Annotated in this window: 20 protein-coding genes; 16 read left to right on the forward strand and 4 right to left on the reverse strand. The window is 67.5% G+C overall.

The features are described from left to right. The first annotated feature begins 644 nt into the window (after positions 1–644). The 8 genes from lanKC to ACIBI5_RS37335 all read left to right on the forward strand — a co-directional run bounded on the left by lanKC (position 645) and on the right by ACIBI5_RS37335 (position 7,586). Positions 645–3,275, forward strand: coding sequence for a class III lanthionine synthetase LanKC (gene lanKC / locus ACIBI5_RS37300; protein WP_397253793.1), 2,631 nt, complete (start codon positions 645–647; stop codon positions 3,273–3,275). 32 nt (positions 3,276–3,307) lie between these two features. Continuing rightward, complete coding sequence (locus ACIBI5_RS37305) at positions 3,308–3,439, forward strand: hypothetical protein (protein ID WP_397106717.1); 132 nt, start codon at positions 3,308–3,310, stop codon at positions 3,437–3,439. A gap of 21 nt (positions 3,440–3,460) precedes the next feature. Continuing rightward, the gene (locus ACIBI5_RS37310) at positions 3,461–3,589 is read left to right on the forward strand and encodes a SapB/AmfS family lanthipeptide (protein ID WP_397106715.1); all 129 of its coding nucleotides are present in this window, start codon (positions 3,461–3,463) and stop codon (positions 3,587–3,589) included. Positions 3,590–3,608: 19 nt separating this feature from the next. Further along, complete coding sequence (locus ACIBI5_RS37315; protein ID WP_397253795.1) at positions 3,609–3,755, forward strand: hypothetical protein; 147 nt, start codon at positions 3,609–3,611, stop codon at positions 3,753–3,755. A gap of 20 nt (positions 3,756–3,775) precedes the next feature. Continuing rightward, positions 3,776–3,901 carry a hypothetical protein gene (locus ACIBI5_RS37320; protein WP_397253797.1) on the forward strand — a complete coding sequence of 42 codons (126 nt, stop codon included), beginning with the start codon at positions 3,776–3,778 and terminating at the stop codon, positions 3,899–3,901. A 28-nt stretch (positions 3,902–3,929) separates the two neighbouring features. Then, entirely contained in the window at positions 3,930–4,094 is a 165-nt protein-coding gene (locus tag ACIBI5_RS37325) for a hypothetical protein (protein WP_397106709.1), read from the forward strand. Positions 4,095–4,159: 65 nt separating this feature from the next. Continuing rightward, on the forward strand, positions 4,160–5,845 hold the full coding sequence (locus ACIBI5_RS37330) for an ABC transporter ATP-binding protein (RefSeq protein WP_397253799.1): 1,686 nt from the start codon (positions 4,160–4,162) through the stop codon (positions 5,843–5,845). After that, the gene (locus ACIBI5_RS37335; protein ID WP_397253801.1) at positions 5,835–7,586 is read left to right on the forward strand and encodes an ATP-binding cassette domain-containing protein; all 1,752 of its coding nucleotides are present in this window, start codon (positions 5,835–5,837) and stop codon (positions 7,584–7,586) included. The genes ACIBI5_RS37330 and ACIBI5_RS37335 overlap by 11 nt, the downstream gene beginning before the upstream one ends. Here the strand turns inward: ACIBI5_RS37335 and ACIBI5_RS37340 are convergent. Next, a complete protein-coding gene (locus tag ACIBI5_RS37340; RefSeq protein WP_397253803.1) occupies positions 7,565–8,254 on the reverse strand; it encodes a response regulator in 690 nt (229 codons plus the stop codon). The two genes, ACIBI5_RS37335 and ACIBI5_RS37340, sit on opposite strands and share 22 nt — an antisense overlap. After that, on the reverse strand, positions 8,251–9,483 hold the full coding sequence (locus ACIBI5_RS37345) for a sensor histidine kinase (protein ID WP_397253805.1): 1,233 nt from the start codon (positions 9,481–9,483) through the stop codon (positions 8,251–8,253). The genes ACIBI5_RS37340 and ACIBI5_RS37345 overlap by 4 nt, the downstream gene beginning before the upstream one ends. Before the next feature lie 215 nt (positions 9,484–9,698). On the opposite strand from ACIBI5_RS37345, the gene ACIBI5_RS37350 reads away from it, so the two are divergent. From ACIBI5_RS37350 to ACIBI5_RS37380, 7 genes are all read left to right on the forward strand, one after another. Further along, entirely contained in the window at positions 9,699–10,046 is a 348-nt protein-coding gene (locus ACIBI5_RS37350; RefSeq protein ID WP_397253807.1) for a metalloregulator ArsR/SmtB family transcription factor, read from the forward strand. Next, complete coding sequence (locus ACIBI5_RS37355; protein WP_397253809.1) at positions 10,043–10,717, forward strand: hypothetical protein; 675 nt, start codon at positions 10,043–10,045, stop codon at positions 10,715–10,717. Before ACIBI5_RS37350 ends, ACIBI5_RS37355 begins: the two co-directional genes overlap by 4 nt. After that, on the forward strand, positions 10,717–10,920 hold the full coding sequence (locus ACIBI5_RS37360) for a PLDc N-terminal domain-containing protein (protein ID WP_397253811.1): 204 nt from the start codon (positions 10,717–10,719) through the stop codon (positions 10,918–10,920). The genes ACIBI5_RS37355 and ACIBI5_RS37360 overlap by 1 nt, the downstream gene beginning before the upstream one ends. Then, positions 10,917–11,819 (forward strand): ABC transporter ATP-binding protein, encoded by a 903-nt coding sequence (locus ACIBI5_RS37365; RefSeq protein WP_397253813.1) that lies wholly within the window; start codon positions 10,917–10,919, stop codon positions 11,817–11,819. Before ACIBI5_RS37360 ends, ACIBI5_RS37365 begins: the two co-directional genes overlap by 4 nt. Beyond that, positions 11,816–12,568, forward strand: a complete 753-nt coding sequence (locus ACIBI5_RS37370) for a hypothetical protein (protein ID WP_397253815.1) — start codon at positions 11,816–11,818, stop codon at positions 12,566–12,568. The genes ACIBI5_RS37365 and ACIBI5_RS37370 overlap by 4 nt, the downstream gene beginning before the upstream one ends. A gap of 266 nt (positions 12,569–12,834) precedes the next feature. Continuing rightward, positions 12,835–13,821, forward strand: coding sequence for a hypothetical protein (locus ACIBI5_RS37375; RefSeq protein ID WP_397253817.1), 987 nt, complete (start codon positions 12,835–12,837; stop codon positions 13,819–13,821). Positions 13,822–13,874: 53 nt separating this feature from the next. Next, positions 13,875–14,813: a hypothetical protein gene (locus ACIBI5_RS37380; protein WP_397253819.1), complete on the forward strand. Its 939-nt coding sequence runs from the start codon at positions 13,875–13,877 to the stop codon at positions 14,811–14,813. Positions 14,814–14,909: 96 nt separating this feature from the next. Here ACIBI5_RS37380 and ACIBI5_RS37385 read toward each other — a convergent pair whose 3' ends face one another. After that, positions 14,910–16,100: a cytochrome P450 gene (locus ACIBI5_RS37385; RefSeq protein WP_397253821.1), complete on the reverse strand. Its 1,191-nt coding sequence runs from the start codon at positions 16,098–16,100 to the stop codon at positions 14,910–14,912. Between the two features lie 160 nt (positions 16,101–16,260). Next, the gene (locus tag ACIBI5_RS37390) at positions 16,261–16,998 is read right to left on the reverse strand and encodes a hypothetical protein (RefSeq protein WP_397253823.1); all 738 of its coding nucleotides are present in this window, start codon (positions 16,996–16,998) and stop codon (positions 16,261–16,263) included. 103 nt (positions 16,999–17,101) lie between these two features. On the opposite strand from ACIBI5_RS37390, the gene ACIBI5_RS37395 reads away from it, so the two are divergent. Further along, positions 17,102–17,647, forward strand: coding sequence for a DUF1772 domain-containing protein (locus ACIBI5_RS37395; protein ID WP_397253825.1), 546 nt, complete (start codon positions 17,102–17,104; stop codon positions 17,645–17,647). Positions 17,648–17,829 lie beyond the last annotated feature (182 nt).

A 17,829-nucleotide genomic window follows, 5' to 3' on the forward strand; every position in this document is an offset into this window, starting at 1 on the left:
ACAGCGGGGGCCGCCAGCGCCAGGTCTTCCCATGTTCTGCTGGATCGCCGCGCCGGCCGTCCGGCTCACTCGGCCGCCGTCGTTCTCTCGCCGGCCGTACAGCGGGCCGCGGCGATCGATCCGCCGCAGTTGGGCCATCACGAGCAGGACGCTGCCCAGCACGAGCGGCCGGATCCGCAGGGCGATGAGCCCCCAGGCGATCAGGACGACCCGACGAGCCCGGCCAGCCCCGAGCGCAGCGCACTTCTACGGGCGGCCGGGCAAAGAATTGTGCAGGCTACTCGCTTCGTCTACATTTTCTCTACATAACGCCATCGCCGAATTTAGCCGCGAGCCATTTCATGTCGACCGGGCCCCGATTGCGCCTTTTTGATTATTCGGAAAGAATGAAAATAGCGACGTTTCTCAAGAAATCTTCGCCCGGGGATATCACACAGCGTAATCAGGACTCCTTGCCTTTCCCTCGGGAAATGTTCAACGGCGATCACGGAGCGCGTCGGAGCACATCGCAGACGTGATTGAAAACGTTATCAGCCCAGCCAGCTGCCCAGATCGCGGCAACTCTGCGTAATTGGACTTAATTCGCATTGTCCATATCGTGTTAGTCACGCACACAGACAAGGCCCACTCAGGACGGTGCAGAGATGAAGCTCCAATACTTCGAGTACTGTTTCGCCGACCGCCTCTTCTATGACGAGCCAGGCAAGTGGGCTGCAGCCCAGAAGGGATACAAGCAGGCCGAGACCCCTGCCCCAGAAGGCTGGCGCACGGTCCGAAAGGGCCCCTGGTTCAATTACATGTGCGGCGCGGCGACAATGCTCTCCCAGGGCTGGAAGATTCATATTTCGGCCACTCGTGAAACAGCACAACAGGTGCTCGACGTCACCGCGGAGTACTGCCTGGCCGGGCAGATCTCCTTCAAGTTCCTGACCAGCGAGGCCGCGTTCATCGGCCGCAACCTCAAGTACGCCGACCGGGGCGGCAGCGGAAAGTTCATCACCATCTACCCGACCTCTGATGAGCAGCTCAAGCAGGTGCTCGATGACCTGAACCCGCGTCTGCGAGGGCTCGGCGGGCCGTACATCCTCAGTGACCTGCGCTGGAAGGACGGCCCGCTGTACCTGCGCTACGGCGGCTTCGTCGAGCGGGTGACCCGTAATGACCTGGGCGAGCCGGCCATGGCGATCGAGACGCCGGACGGCGAGCTGGTGGTGGACCAGCGGGATCCGGTGTTCTACGTGCCGGACTGGGTGCACCCGCCGGCTTTCCTCGACTCCCATCTGCGCGAGCGGCGCGACGGTGAGGCCCCCGCCGACTTCCCTTACGACATCGAGTCGGCAGTGCACTTCTCCAACGGCGGCGGCATCTACGTGGCCATCGAGAAGGCCACCGGCAGGAAGGTCATCTTGAAGGAGGCCAGGCCCGGAGCGGGGCTCGACCAGGTTGGCCGGGACGCGGTCAGCCGGTTGAAGAGGGAGCACGAGTTCCTGGTCAAGCTGGCCGACCTGGACGCGGTCGTCGACTGCTACGACTACTTCGAGCTTTGGGAGCACCACTTCCTGGTCCAGGAGTTCGTCGACGGCGTCACGCTCAACAAGCGCATGGTGCACCGCACGCCGCTGATCCAGTTCGAGCCCACCGAGGAGACGATCCGCGAGTTCGCCGAATGGGCCGTCGACATCACCGCGCAGATCGACGAGGTCGTCGCCCGGCTGCACGAACGCGGCATCGCCTTCGGAGACCTGCACCCGAACAACATCATGATCACCGAAGAGGGTCAGGTGAAACTGATCGACTTCGAGCTGGCCACCTACGTCGACCAAGAACAGCGCATCGGCATGGGGGCGCCGGGCTTCGTGCCGCCGGACAAGCGCGAGAGCCTGGCCGCCGACCGTTATGCCCTCGGCTGCTTGAAGATCGCACCGTTCGTGCCGCTCACCGTGCTCATCACCCTCGACACCACCAGGGCACGCGCCCTGGTCGACTTCGTGCAGCAGCGCTTCCCGATGCCAGAAGGCTGGGGCGAGAGCGTGCTCGGCCTGCTCGACCTGGGCTCCTCTGAATGGGCGGGCAGCCAGGAGCAGATGACGCGTACCAGCGAGGTGATCGCTGGAGCCGACTGGCAGGAGATCGAGGCATCCATGGCCAGGGCGGTGTGGGCCAGCGCCACACCGGAACGCGAAGACCGCCTCTTTCCGGGCGACGTCGAGCAGTTCACCCTGGGCGGCCTCGGGTTCGGCTATGGCGCGGCCGGCGTGCTGTACGCGCTGGCCAAAAGCGGGTACGGCCGGCGCGAGGAATACGAGCGGTGGCTGCTGGAGCGGGTCCGCCACCATCAGGGCCTGCACCGGATCGGCTTCTATGACGGCCTGCACGGCATCGCTCATGCCTTCGAGGAGATCGGCAACCGGAAGGCCGCGCTGGAGGTACTCGACCGGATCGACACGATCGGCCACGTGTCGCTGGCCGACGAGTTGATGAGCGGGCTGAGCGGCGTGGCGCTGAACCAGCTCTACTTCGCCGGACGCCTGGACGATCAGGGGTTACGCGACTCGGCGATCAAGGCGGCCAACCAGATCGGCGAGCGGCTGGTGAACCAGCCGCCCAAGCCGGTCGATGACAACGGCAAGCACCGCAGAGCCGGGCTGCTGTATGGCATGTCGGGGCCGGCCCTGCTGTTCGTCCGGCTCTTCGAGGCCACCGGCGACGACACCTACCTCGATCTGGCCGAACAGGCCATCGGGCACGAGCTGGACTGCTGCGCCCACGTCGAGGAAACCGACGTGCTGTTCGTCAACGAGGGCTGGCGCATGATGCCCTACATCGGCACCGGGTCGGCGGGTGTCGGGCTGGCTCTCAGTGAGCTGCTGCGGCACCGCCGTACCGAGGATCTGTCGCTCGCGATGGATCGCCTGCGCCGCGCGGCCCACGCCGAGTTCCACGTGTGCCCCATGGTGTTCTTCGGCACTGCCGGCCAGATGGGCTTCCTCAACCACCTCCGCACGCTTTACCCGGACACCACCCGCCTGGATGAGCTGATCGCCGTCAAACGCGAGCGGCTGCGTCTGCACATGGTCGGGCTCCGGGGCGAGATCGCCTTCCCCGGCGATCAGCTGATGCGGCTGTCGATGGACTTCGGCACCGGCAGCGCGGGCATCCTGCACGCGCTCGCCGGTGTACGCGATGCGTCGTTGCCGCTGCTGCCTTTCCTGCGGCCCTTCGCCGGGGCAGAGCGCGGAAAGGAGGCGCCCGCTCACCCAGACGAGCTCGACTGACCGTTCCACTCCATCCCGAAAGGAAGATCCACATGGCATTCGTCCTCGACCTCCAGTCGCGTGGCGTTCCGGCCGACCGGGCCAACGGCGACTACGACGCGCTCGGTCCGAGCAGCCTCAGCCCATCGTTCTGTATCAGCGGCTGGACCTTGATCGGCTGCTGACGACCCAAGGGAGTCCAAGAGATGTCCTTCGTTCTGAACCTGCAGAGCATCCAGGCCGGCCGTGACGACACCGGGAACGGCGCCGCCAGGCAGCCCAGCACCTGGAGCCTGTCGCTGTGCTTCAGCAATCAAAGCTGGGCCGCCTGCTAGCCGTTAAGGAGAGACCGACATGGCTTTCGTCCTCAACCTTCAGGACCTGTCGCGATCCGGCGCCTCCGCCGACGGTGACGCGGTCCTGTCGATCAGCACCAACAGCTACTTCAACTGCCAGAGCAGCGCCAGTCAGTTCCTGTGCATCACCACCATCACCGCGTGATCTGAAAGGAGAAACCCGACATGAGCTTCGTCCTCAATCTCCAGACCAAGAACGTCCGCGAGGCGCACGACGGCGTCGAGCCGGCCTCGCTCAGCTTCCTCAGCCCTGTGACGTGCTTCAGCACCACCAGCATCGCCGTCTGCTAACCATCCGCACAAGCGAAGGGAACCGACCATGGGATACGTCCTCAATCTGCAGAACAGAAGCGCCCCCTCCTCCGGTGAGGGACCCGCCTCGGTACTCAGCACCGTCAGCGTCGGCGTCGCCTGCCTGGCCAGCACCGTCAGCCTGTCGGCGTGCATCGGCGGCAGCACGGTGAGCGCCGTCGTCTGCATGTAGCACCGTCCGAGCCTGGCCGGGGCGCCTCGCGCGCCCCGGCCACGCTCATGTCAGGGAGGACATGAATGCGCTGGACAAGCGCCGACCGGCTACTGGCCCGCACGGCACGGGCCGGCTGGTGGTGGAACATCCCGCTTTTCACCGTGAATCTGATCCGCGCGGCCGGGGCTCTCGCGCTCCCGGCGGTCCTCGCGGCGGCGATCGACGAGCGGCTCGCGAAGGAGGAGGGACATACCGCCATCACCCAGCTGACCGGCCTTGTCCTGCTCCTGCTGGCAGCCGAGGTGGTCAACCAGCTCATCGCGCCCTGGTGTGTGAGCACGCTCGTCCTGGGCCTGCGGCGTGACTTCCTCACCCACATCCTGCGGCTCGGCACCCGCGAGCGTGCCAGGTTCGCCGGCGGTGATCTGACCAGCAGGTTGCTGACCAACACCACGGAGACGGCCTCCGTCGTCCCGCTGTTCAGCTCCTGGATCACCTCGCTGCTGGTATCCGGCGGCGCCCTGATCGCGCTCGCTCTGATCGACCTTCGCCTGTCGGCCGCCTTCGTCGTCGGCGCGCCGGTCGCCGCTCTGGTGATCCGCTCCTTCGTCGGCAGGGTCTCGCCGCTGCTGACCACGTATCTGGAGATCCAGGGCCGGATGTCGGGCCGGCTGGCGGAGGTTCTGGCCGGCATCCGCACGGTCCGCGCGGCCGGCTCCGAAACTCAGGAGATCGACCGCGTGCTCGCGGACCTGCCCGACCTCCATCGCGCCGGGCATGACTCGTGGATACTGCAGGGCAAGCTGAGCCTGCGTGCCTCCCTGCTGATGCCGCTGATCCAGGTCGCGGTCCTGGCCACCGCCGGGTACGCGCTGGTGGGTGGCGACATCACCCCGGGCCAGCTGACCGCCGCAGCGGCGTATGCGGGGATGGCCCTCGGGCTGCTGAGTCAGGCCGGGGCCTTCATGGCCCTTGCCCAGGCACGCGCGGGCGCCCGCCGCCTGGAGGAAGTCCTGTCCACCCCGACCATGTCGTACGGCACGCGCACGCTGCCCGAAAGTCCCGGTGAACTCACCTTTCAAGGCCTGACCGTGAACGGAGTCCTGGACGGCGTCACCCTGCGCGTGCCGGGCGGAAGCAGCCTTGCTCTCGTCGGCTTGTCCGGATCGGGCAAGAGCACGCTGGCAGCGGTCGCCGGTCGGCTCACCGACCCGGACGCCGGCCAGGTACTCCTGGACGGGGTACCGGTACGTGAACTCGCCGCCGCGGAGCTGGCCGCCCATGTCAGCTGGGCGTTCGAGCGCCCCTGCTACCTGGAGGGGACGTTCACGGACGCGATCGGTTTCGGCTCCGGCGACCGGGTCCGGGATGCCGCCCAGGCGGCGCAGGCGGACGCGTTCATCAGGCGGTTGCCCCAAGGGTATGACAGTGAGTGCGCGAGCACCCCGCTGTCCGGCGGGGAACGCCAGCGCCTGGGCCTGGCCCGCGCCCTGGCCCGCACCAGTCGCCTGCTGATCCTCGACGACGCGCTGTCCAGCGTGGACAGCGTCACCGAGCTGCACATCAGCAAGGCCCTCACCCAGCAGGTCACCGCTACTCGGATCATCGTGACCCACCGCCCTTCACTGGCCGCCCGCGCCGACCGGGTGGCCTGGCTCGAAGACGGCCGCCTGCGCGCTGTGGCGCCACACCACGAGCTGTGGAAACAGCCGCGCTACCGCCGGCTGTTCAACCCGGGACAGGAACGGGAGTTCAGCGATGCGTCATGACACGGTGGGCTGGCACCTGATCGGCCACTCGCTCGTGGCCCGCCGCAAGCCGCTGGCCGGGCTGGCGGCCTGGTCGGCTCTCGAGGCGCTGCCCGCGACCGTAACCGGACTGCTGCTCGCCAAGGCGATCGACACGGGCTTCCTGCGCGGCGACATCCGAACCGGGCTGCTGTATTTGTCCGGGCTGCTGCTCGCCTACGCCCTCGGCGGCATCGCCACCCGCTTCACCTTCCCGATGATCGGATCGATCGTCGAGCCCCTGCGCGACGAACTGATGCACGCGGTCGTCGCCGGCATCGTGCGCGGCAGCGACGGCGTCATCGCCGACGGAGCCACGATCTCCCGTATCACCCAGCAGGTCGAATCCGTACGCAGATCGGTGGCGGCGCTGCTGAACGGGCTGCGCCGCTTCGCCTTCACGATCGTCGCGGCGGCCATCGGGCTGAGCGCGCTGGCCGGCGAGATCGTGTGGCTGATCCTGCCGCCCGTGCTCGTCTCGGCGCTGCTGTTCACCGCGCTGCTACGCCGCCTGGCCCGCCGCCAGCGGGCCACGATCGAGGCGAACGAGCGCGTGGCCCGCGAGGCGAGCGCCGCCATCGGCGGCCATCGCGACATCGCGGCCTTCGGCCGCCAGGACGAGGTGGTCGACGGCGTCCACCTCGCGCTGAGCGCCGAGCGCGCAGCCCAGCAGCGGCTGGCCGGCGCGACCGCCACGCGCAGCCTCATCACCGCGATCGGCGGCCAGCTACCTCTGCTCGCGTTGCTGCTGGCCGCTCCCTGGCTCATTGACCGTGGCATGAGCGCCGGTGTGCTCGTGGGCGCGGCGACCTACCTCAGCGCGCACCTGGAGCCGGCCATGCGGATGCTCACCGAGCTCGTCGGCGGGTCCGGGCTGCAACTGGCGGTGACCATCCGCCGCCTCGCCGCCCTCGATCACGCGCCGGCGCCCGCTCAGGCAGGTGAGCCGGTCACTCCGCGCGGCAACCGCGTCATGGTGGACGACATCTGGTTCTCCTACGGCGCGGACACCGAACCCGTCCTGCGTGAGTTGTCCTTCGCCGTGCCTGAGGACGGCCATCTGGCCATCGTGGGCCCCAGCGGCATCGGCAAGTCGACGCTCGCGATGCTCCTGGCCGGGCTTGCGCTCCCCTGCCGGGGGGAGGTCACGGTGGGGGCGGTGCGTCCTGATGGCATCGCCGCCCACCACCGCCGCGAGCACATCGTGCTGGTACCGCAGGAGTCGTATGTCTTCCGCGCCACCGTCGCCGACAACCTCCGCTACCTCGCTCCCGAGTCGAACGAGCATGAGCTGGTGACCGCCGCTGAGCTCGTCGGCGCCGACGAGCTCATCACCCGCCTGGGCGGGCTGCGCGCGCAGCTCGACCCCGCCACGTTGTCGGCGGGCGAGAAGCAGCTGATCGGGCTGGCCCGCGCCTACGCGAGCCGAGCCCGGGTGGTCATTCTGGACGAGGCCAGCTGCCACCTGGACCCCGCCGCGGAGGCACACGCCGAGCGCGCGTTCCGCGACCGGCCGGGCACGCTCATCGTGATCGCTCACCGCGCCGCGTCCGCCCTGCGGGCTGACCACATCCTCCTGCTGGACGGCACCCGTGCCTTCTTCGGCGACCATGACGATCTCCTGACATCCTGCGCGCTCTACGCCGAACTCGTCGCTCCCGCCGGACAGCGCGGATCAGGCCATGGCGGATCCGCCGTACCTCACGAGCCGGTCTGCCGTTGAGACACCCACACCGCCAGCTGGGTCCGGTCGCGCAGGCCCAGCTTGCGCAGGCAGTTGGAGATGTGATTCTTGGTCGTGCCCTCGGTGATGTGCAGGTGCCGCGCGATCTCACGGTTGGAAGCGCCGGAACCGATGAGCATGGCAACCTCATACTCGCGATCCGACAACCCGCACGGTGCCCCCACCGCGGCGCCCGGCTGCTGCGGCTCGGCCGGACCAGCCACGCCGGCCTCTTCACGCAGGGCCGCCACCAGCCGCTCGGCCGCAGGCGCGCCCAGCACGGTCTCCCCCCGCGCAGCCCGCCTGATCGCGGCCACCAGTTCATCTGGCGAGGTGTCCTTCAACAGATAACCGCGTGCTCCCGCGCGCAGGCCGCCAAAAATATAGTCATCGTCGTCGAACGTCGTCAGCATCACCGCGGCGATCCGCGGGAAGTCCGCACGCAGCCTCGCAACCAGCTCGACACCATCCATACGCGGCATTCGGGCGTCGACCAAGGCGACCTCCGGCTGACGCTCCCGCGAAAACGTCGTCAGCAGCTCCAGCGCCTCCAGACCATCGGCGGCCAACCCGGCGACCTCGATACCCGGCTCGATCTCCAGCAGCTTACGCAGGCCCTCACGCATGAGGATCTGATCGTCGACCAGCAAGACCCGAATCACGTTCATACCGGCACCATCGCTCGCAGAGTGAATCCCTCACCAGGGTCGCTCGCCAGCCGCAGCTCGCCCTTGACGGCTTCCACTCGTTCCTGCAGGCCGCGCAGTCCGAACCCGCCGGCGATCGCGTCCACCACAACACCGGTGCCGTCGTCGCGGACGCTCACCTCCACACGCTCCGGCGTGCACTGGAGCGCCACCTCGATGCGGCGCGCCCGGGAATGGCGTAGAGCATTGGTCAACCCTTCCTGAACTATCCGGTAACACACCAGTTCACGACCCTCATCGATGTCCGGCCACGCGCCCGTCACCGTGAAGTCGACCTCGAGGTCGGCCGAGGAGAACGACTCGGCCAGTGCCCGCAGCGCGGCGATACCCTTGCGACCGTCCATCCGCAACGGCCGCAGCGCACGTACCCACCGCCTCGTGTCCGTCAGGGCCTCCAGCGTGAGCTCCTGGGCTTGCCGCACTTCCCCCCAGGCCGCCTCGGGGCGCAAGGACCTGTACCGCTGCGCGTTCGACAGCCCCACATTGATCACGGTCAGATAGTGACCCACCGAATCATGCATGTCCCGCGCCATCCTGGCCCGCTCCTCGGCAATGGCCAGCTCCCGAGTCCGCGCCGCATGGCGCCGGAGCTCCGCGTGCGCATCCTCCAGTTCGGACAGCAGACGCCGCGTCTCCTCCGCCCGCCGATGCGCCTCGATCATCGCCACCACGACAACCATGATCACCAAACAGAGAAGCAGCACGGTCGCGCCGTTCAGAACGGCGGCCAGCAGCGACTGCTCCGGGTTGATCACTCCGAGCAGGAAATGGAACAACCCGGCCGTGGCGGCGTAGGCGATGCCCCCGCGCAATCCGAAGACCACCAGGACGTTGCCCACAGCCATGCTGGCGATCAGCAGAGCGGCGACCCCTCCGGCCATCATCAGCAGCAGGCTCGTGACCACGAACAGCGCACTGGCCGTCTTGCGCGGAACAGAAGCCCCGGGCCGCCACGGCACCGCCAGCCACAACACGCAGCTCAGTGGTAAGGCGGCCGCGCTGATCAGGAACGTCGTCTGCGACAGCGGCCACCCATCCTGCAACCGATCTGACGCCTGGAATCCGACCACGAACACCAGCGCGCTGATGAGCGCGGACCCCCAGAAGAAGATGTTGAACACCAGCGGCGGGCGATCCTCTGGGAATCCCACCCAGCTGTTGACGTCACGGATCGACCTGGCATCCCGCATAACCGGGAGCATAACCAGCCCTTTCCCTCAGCACAGCGTGGCAAAGGTCATGTCCTGACAGCCATGACCCCGGTCATGGCGGCCCCGCTCCGAATCATGACCCTGATGTGCCATGTGTGGGATATCTGGGACCGATTATCCGAATCTACGATCATCACGACTCCTAACGGGGGCCCGGCTCAGGCAGCGACAAACGTCGGAACGGAGCGTGTTAGGTGTTGGCGAATCGCACCTTCGAAGCATTGGCTCACGCGCGGCGCCGCGAGGTGTTGTCCGTACTCAGAGATCACCAGCGGATGTCGGCCGGCCAGCTCGCCGAGCACCTCGGCGTGCCCCGGCCCACCCTTTCCGGGCATCTCAACGTCCTGAAAGGCGCGGAGCTGATCGTAGGCGAGCGAGACGGGACGACCATCTGGTACCGGCTCAACCTCAGCGTGATGGAAGAGACCGCCCACCTCGTCTTATCGCTTCTGACCAGAGAAAACACCGCACTCAAGATCCGCGCGGCCGTCCTCGCGGATCTCACCGACAACCACCACGTGAGGATGAGGAAGGCTGTATGAGCAACGCGCCATCGAACCTCCAGACCGCCCGTCCACCGTGGATCGGCATCATCGTGTCCGCCCTGAGCCTGCTCGCCATGGCCGTCGTGGCCTGGAGGGTATGGGACTCCCTTCCCGCACTCGTGAACACCCGCGAGGCCACGCCCATCCGCGCCGGCGTCCAGGTGCCGCGCATCGTCGTCGTCACCGCGCTGCCGGGCGTACTGGTGCTGATCGCCGCGATCATGACCGTCTCCACCACGCTCGGCGGCCGTCTGCGCCATCATGTCGACCCGCGACTCGTCGCCAGCCCGCGCTCGCAGACCAGGTCGATGAACGTCCTGTTCGTCATCCTCCCGTTGTTCCTCCTCGTCCTGCACACCGGCCTGCTGTTCAAGACCACCGACCGGCACTTCCCGTTGGAGCAGGCGGTGGGGGTGGCCTTCGGCGTCCTGCTGGCCTCGCTCGGCAACGTGCTCCCCAAGATCAGCCCGGCGCGGGTCTCCGGCCGCTTCGCGCTGGCCTGGCAGCACTCACAGCGAGCCGGCGGCGCGGCCATGGTGATCCTGGGGATCGCCTGCGCCATCGGAGTCTTTTTCCTGCCGCCGACCATCGTGGTCGTGGCCGCGGCCCTGCTGATCGCGCCGATCTACGTTCTGATGGTCCTTCTCGCCATGGCCAGGTCCCGCTGATGACACCCGACAAGACGACAATCGTCCTGCTCACTCTCATCCCCTACATGGCGATCATGATCGCCTTCGCGATCTACTGCCTGATCGACCTCTCCCGCGTCCCCGGAGTCAAGCACCTGCCCAAGTGGGGCTGGGCGCTGGCCTGCCTGCTGGCCATGCCCTTGGGCGGCATCCTCTACCTGGCCGTGGGGAGAGATCGGTGAGCGAGCATGCTGTGATCACCCACGGGCTGACGCGCGACTATGGGAACGGCGCCGGGGTGTTCGACATCGACCTGTCGGTGGGCCAGGGCATCGTCTACGGGCTCGTCGGCCTCAACGGCGCCGGTAAAACCACACTGCTGATGCTCCTTGCCGGACTCAGGCATCCCGACTCCGGGCAGATCAACGCCAGACCGGCCCCCACCGAGATCGCGATCTGCCCGGACGTGCCGGAGTTCGAACCCTGGCTGAGCGCCGCGGAAGTCGTCGAATGGGCCGCCCGACTGGCCGGGCACGACCATGAGCCCGGCCGGGCCCGGCACGTTCTGGAGCAGGTGGGGCTCGGTGCGGTGGCGCACCGCCGTACCAAGGGATTCTCCCGCGGCATGAGCCAGCGCCTCGGCCTGGCCGCCGCCCTGATCGGGCGGCCACGCCTGCTCATCCTGGACGAGCCCGCCGCCGGCCTCGACCCGCAAGGACGAGCCGACGTGCTCACCCTGATCGAATCCCTGGCGGGACAGACCACCGTCATCTTCTCCAGCCACCAGCTCGGCGACATCGAGCGAGTCTGCGACGAGGTCGGCGTCCTGCGAGACGGACGCCTGGTCCACCAAGGACCCGTCCGGCAGTTGCTGACCGAACGCCTGTCCCCGGCCTGGCGCATCGGCGTGCGCGGCACCGCCCACGACATCGCGGACCTGCTGGCCGCGCAGCCCTGGGTCACGACGTCCCGTGCCGTGAACCACGACACCGTCCATGTCGAGGCCGGCTCGATCGCCTCGGGCGAGCGCGGCATCCCCGCGGTGCTGAGCGCCGCGGGCCACGCGATCACCGGCATGTACCCGCAGGAAGCCAGACTGGAAGACGCCTTCGCGGCGCTGACCTCGGAAGGCACCCGATGAACGGATGGGCATGGCGCCTGGAGTGGCTGCGCCTGCGCCGCACCCACCGCTTCCTGGCCGCGGCGGCGCTCTTCATCACCTTCGGCATGTCAGGGCCGTTCATGGCCCTGTACTCCGGTGCGATCATCGCGCGAGCCGGTGCCTCGCTGTCTGTTCCGCCCGTCGCGGTGACGCCCGCGGCCGGCGTCGCCTCCTTCGTCGACAACAGCATCGGCCTGGGCCTCCTGCTCGTCATCGTGATCGCCGCGGCGACCCTGGCCATCGACCACCGTCCGGCCGTGTCGATCTACTACCGCAGCCGGGCGCGTTCGGCCGCCGCCCTGCTCGTTCCCCGCTATGTCGTGGTGACGCTCGCCATGATCGCGGCCTACTCGGTGGGTGCGTGGATCACCTGGTACGAGACGGCGGTCCTCATCGCGATGCCCTCCGCGGCGGCGATGGTGCTCGGCAATCTCCTCGTGGCCCTCTACTTGGCGTTCGCCGTCGCGGTGGTCGCCCTGCTGTCCGCACTCCTTCGCGGCGTGCTGCTCATCGCCGGTGTCGCGGCCATGGTGTTGCTGGCACTGCCCGTGGCGGGGCTTGTACCCGGGCTCGGCGCGTGGATGCCGTCGAGACTACTCACCGCGCAGCACACCCTGCTCGGAACGGCCGGCCTCACCGACTTCACACCCGCCGCCGGAGTGGCGGCGATCGCCACCACAATCTGTCTGACCCTGGCCACCCGGTACGCGTATCGCAGAGAAATCTGAACCAGTGGCCGGCAGACACGGGTGTTCATGTCCCGGAGCAACCTGCCCTGGTGGACCCGTGGGTTGTCGCGGCACCGGTGTCCGCGGCCTGGAATAGGCCCCGCCATTTCCGGGGTCGGTGCCGAAAGAAAGGCGGCCTTGCATTCTCTGGATGACTTGCGCGGTATCCGTAAAGGAACCCTCCCGCGAGTTGAATCCATGGGAATTGACATGATCGCCCGATGTCCTGGAGCCTGGAGTCACCCCCTCGAAAGGCCGGTACACGCGTGGACAGGGATCGCTACGCCAGGTTCGCCATCGTCATCGCCTCACTGGTCCTTCTCCCGCTGGTCCTTGAGCTCATCTCCTGGTACATCGAACGGGAGGACTACAGCGTCTCCCGCGCCATCACCGTGCTTCTGGTTATCGTCTCGCTGGCCGTGACGGCGCTGGTGCTCGGCCGGCTGCGGGCCCGGCTGCCGATACTCCTGGTGGCCGCGATGACGGTGGCAGCGGTGGCAGAAGGCGTCATGGGTTTCGTCGCCGCGTTCGGTCCGGTGTGGTGGCGGGGCGGAATCGCGAGCGAGTTGCTGGGGCTGGTCACCGCGGGAGTCAGCGCGTTCACCATTGCCACCGGCGTCTACCTGATGACCCTGTACCGCCGGGGCCTTTACCTTCCGCATTTGTCGGCGCCCACGGGTCCGGCACCGACGGCCACCAAGCGCAGGGTGATCGGCGAATCGGAAATCCTGATCCGGACCGTGCCCAACCCGAGCGGCTCGGTGGAGAAGGCTCTCAACAGTTGCGTGGCCATGCTGGACCAGGACGACCTGCACTTCGTCGGCTACTTCCTCGGTGAGCAATGCCTGTTCTACACCGACGTGCTGGAGGACGCCGATCTGGCCCACTTCTTCCACGACACCGACCCCGAGCAGCGCCGAGAACTCTACTTACAGGCCGGGCGGCAGATGCTGTGGCTGACCGCCCGGCTGGACCGGCAACTGTCCAGGATCGAGAGCGGCATCCTGATCAGGACTGTGCTCGACGTCGAGCGTGGCGCGCTGTACTTTCACTGGGTCGATGCCGGCCTCTATCTGGTCGGCGTCACGCTGGACCAGCGCAAGGTCGACGTGGTCGACGACAAGATGGCCCGGCTCGTGGACATCATCCGCGGGCACTTCACGCTGCCGCCGATCAACCAGCGCGAGCCCCCATCGCGAGGGCACTTGCGACCGATCTCAGGGGGTGAACGTTGGTCAGAATCGGGTTCTTAATCCTCATTGTCGGCTTCGGATGGCTTACTGCTGACTTGGCCGGCATTCGCGGGTTGACGCACTCGGGGGCCTATCTGCTGCTCAGCAGCCTGCTGCTGGCGATCGGCCTGTACGGCAGCACGCACGGCATCGACCGGGCCGAGGCCCGCCAGCATGGCAAGCTGATCCTGCTCGCGGTCACCGTCGGCGTACTGTTGAAGGCGGCCTTCATCGCGGGAGTCGTCTACCTCGTCTCCGGCGATCCGCGCGCGGTGATCCTGGCGGTGGCGATGGCGCAGATCGACCCGCTGTCGGTCGCCTCCGTCATGGCCGACAACCGCCTGTCCGATCGAGCCAGGACGATCCTGGGCGCATGGTCGTCCTTCGACGATCCGGTGACGATCATCCTGGCCTTCTACGCCGTGTCACTCAGCCGGCCCACCGACGGCCTGTCGGCGTCCTACCTGATGGATCTGGGACTGAACGCGTTGTTCGCCGCGGCCGCCTACGGACTGTGGCGGCTCGTTCGCAACGCGCCGCCCGTACTGACCTATCTGGCCGTGGTCTCCGCGATCGCCTCCGCGGCCTGGAGTTCGCTCATGCTGGGCATCGCCACCGCCGGACTGTACCTGCGCCTGCCCGATTCCCGCTGGCTCTCCCGGGCGGTGACCGCCGCCTTCGCCCTCTCGGCGTTCCTGATGGGACTGCTGCTGGTCGGTGGGACCAACCTGGCGATGGGCCTGCTCCTTGGCTTGGCCGCGTTCACCGCCCAGATGCTCGCCGCGCTCGTCCTCACCCACGGCCTGCCCATGATCGACCGGATCCATCTGGGGCTGGCGCAACAGAACGGGATCACGGCGGTGATCCTGGCCCTGGCTTTTGAACGGGAATTCCCCGGCTTCGTGGCGGTGGTCGCCCCGGCCATCCTGACCGTGAACCTTGTCTATGTACTGGCCAACCGCGCAGCCGACATCTGGGGCCCCCGCCCTGCCCAGCCCTCCCCACCGGGCTGACGTTCACGCGCCGGCCCGGCCGAAGCTTCGGCACCATCCGCCGGGCTCGCCGAGCACGCCACCGTGGCTTGCCGGCGGCCTGGTTCACCGCGCGGCTCACCACGTGATCGGGGTCTCGACCAGGCTCTCGATGAGGGTTCCCTCGGTACGCCGCAACTTCTCCGCCGCGATCGTCAGGCGCAGCGTGGGGAACCTGCGCAGCAGGGTGCCCAGAGCGGTCTGCAGCTCCAGCCGGGCCAGCGCGGCGCCGATGCAGAAGTGCGGGCCGGCGCTGAAGGTCAGGTGGGCGTTGTCGGTGCGGGTGATGTCGAGGTCGCCGGGCCGCTCGAACACCTCGCGGTCCCAGTTGGCCGACTCCACCGCGGGGATGAGCCCGGATCCCCGGGGGATCGTCACGCCGCCGACCTCGATGTCCTCGGTGACATAGCGCAGCATCGACAGCGAGCCGCTCATGAGCCTCCAGCGCAGCAGTTCCTCCACGGCGCCGTCCAGCAGCGACTCATCGGCCCGCAGCAGCTTCAGCTGGTCCGGCTCGGACAGCAGCTTGGCCACGCTCAGGCTGAGCTGACTGGCGGTGGTCTCGTAGCCGACGAGCAGCAGCAGGCGGCACCACCAGTGCAGCTCGTACTCGGTGAGCCGGGTGTCGTCGTCGTGGACCTGGATCAGCGCGCTGACGAGGTCGCCGGCCGGGCTTTCCCGCTTGGCCGTGATGAGCGTGCTCATGTAGGTGTTCAGCTCGCCCAGCGCGCGGTGGATCTCCTGCCTGGTGTATCTGCTGGTGGACAGGAAGTGGTCGGTCCACCTGCGGAACCTGCTCTGGTCCTGCGGCGGGACGCCCAGCAGGTCGCAGATGATGCGGATGCTGAGCGGGAACGCCAGGTCCTCGGCGACGTTCGCGGGCGGGCCCTTGGCCGCCATGGCGTCGATCAGCTCGTCGGTGATCTCCTGCGCGCGTGGCCGCAGCCGCTCCACCCGGGTCGCGCTGAACGCCCTCATCACCAGCCGCTTCACCCGGGTGTGCTCGGGCGGGTCGGGGTCCAGCTTCGCGTCCTGGAACATCATGGTGGTCTTGGACATCTTCGGCGCGTCCGGCCGGTTCAGGTTGCGACTCACCCTGGGGTCGGTCAGCACCTTCCTGACGTCCTCGTGGCGCGTCACGAGGTAGACCTCGTCCCCACTGGGGATGCTCACGCGCCGCACGGGCTCGTCGTGGATCGTGTCCAGCTCCTCGGGTACGGCGAGCGGCCCCGGCCGGCGGAAGGGGTACGGGAGGGGGTGGATGCACACAGCGGTCTGCCTCTCTGGAATCGGCCTACCAGAAAGCGATCCGTCACGATATGTAATGACTTCTATGCAGAACGTATCGGTGTGTGGGCATGCGAACGGATACCTCAGCGGCGAGGAGATCAAGGTCCGTCCTCCCAACAACGACGGATCGCCGGAATCCTCATGGTCGACCGAGCCGCTCGAGGCCGGATCGAGAGTCGCTGAAGGCACCGTCAGGCCGGCGCGACGTCCTGGCTGCGGTGCAGCAGGCTGACCAGACAGAAGCCAGGCTCTGTACGGTCTCCTGCGTTGCGTCACCCCAGGTCAGCGGCACAGCACCGACCACCAGGCCAATCCGGTCCGAGCAGCGAGCGCTCATCCACAGCCGAAACGCGGTCGTCTGGGCCGGTGCCTTTGGCCAGATAGCGCTGAAGAATCCCGGCCATTTACCGATGAAACTCACAACGATCAGCAAGCCGTCGCAGGTCGAACAAGCTGCCGGGTACCCGTCGGCGGCTGCTGCTTCACCCCCGGTCGAAGCAGCCGATATCGCCGCTGGTTCAACCAGAACTTCAGCGAGAACTACCTGCTGGAGCCCGTACTGGACGGCCAGGTGTTCCTGCCCGTCGGTGACATCCGCGAGCCGTTCGTGGACGCCGACGACATCGCCGACGTAGCGGTCGCCGCGCTCACCGGCGAGGGGCACGCCGACCAGACATATGAGGTCACCGGCCCTGGCCTGCTCACCTTCGCTGACGCGATCGCCGCCATCGCCTCGGCCACCGGCCGCGACGTCACCTTCAACTCGATCCCCGCGGCGGATTACGCTGACGCGCTGACCGCCGAGGGTGTGCCCATCGAGATCGTCGAGTTGCTCGGCTACTTGTTCACCACCGTCATGGACGGCCGCAACGCTCACCTCGGCGACGGTGTGCAGCTGGCCCTGGGCCGTGCTCCCCGCACCTTTGCCGACTACGCCGCCACGCCGCCGCCACCGGCATCTGGAACCCCAAGGAGGCCATGTGAAACTCCTGCAAAGCGTCATACTCCTCATCTCCGCTATCAGCACCGGCCTAATGGCCGGGCTGTTCGCGGGCTTCTCCTACTCGGTGATGCCGGGCCTGAACCGCTCCTCCGACCGCACGATGGTCGAGGCGATGCAGAACATCAACAAGGCGATCCTCAATCCGACCTTCATGTCGCTGTTCATGGGGTCGATCCCGCTCATCGCCCTGGCCGGCGTGCTGGCCTGGCGGGGGTACGGCAAGCCGGCACTGCCGTGGATCATCGCCGCTCTCGTGCTCTGCCTGGTGGCGTTCCTCATCACCAGCGGCGTCAACGTCCCCCTCAACGACCAGCTCGCCAAGGCGGGGGACGCTCAGCATCTCGCCGCCGCACGCGAGCATTTCGAGAGCAAGTGGGTGTTGTGGAATAGCATCCGGGCTCTCGTCCACATCGCCGCCTTCGGCTGCCTGGCCTGGGCCCTGATCGTGTCCGGCACCCAGCGGCCGTCGTCGGCAGGCCAGCCAACCGCACCGTACGAAACGCGCCAGACCTCGATCGGCTGAGCACCACGCGTTTCGAGGCCCCACATCCCCGTCCGGGCGTGTGATGCTGCTCATGACCATGTCCGGGGTCGAGGAGGAAGTCCGCAGGAATTAGCGGTAGCGCAGCTACGGAGGAGTTATGCCCGAGCCGACCGTTCGGATGCCCTGGAGGGAAAGGCCCCGACGGTGAAATCTTCCGTTCT

Origin of the sequence: Nonomuraea sp. NPDC050540 (assembly GCF_044457485.1) — a bacterium.
Taxonomy (GTDB): domain Bacteria; phylum Actinomycetota; class Actinomycetes; order Streptosporangiales; family Streptosporangiaceae; genus Nonomuraea.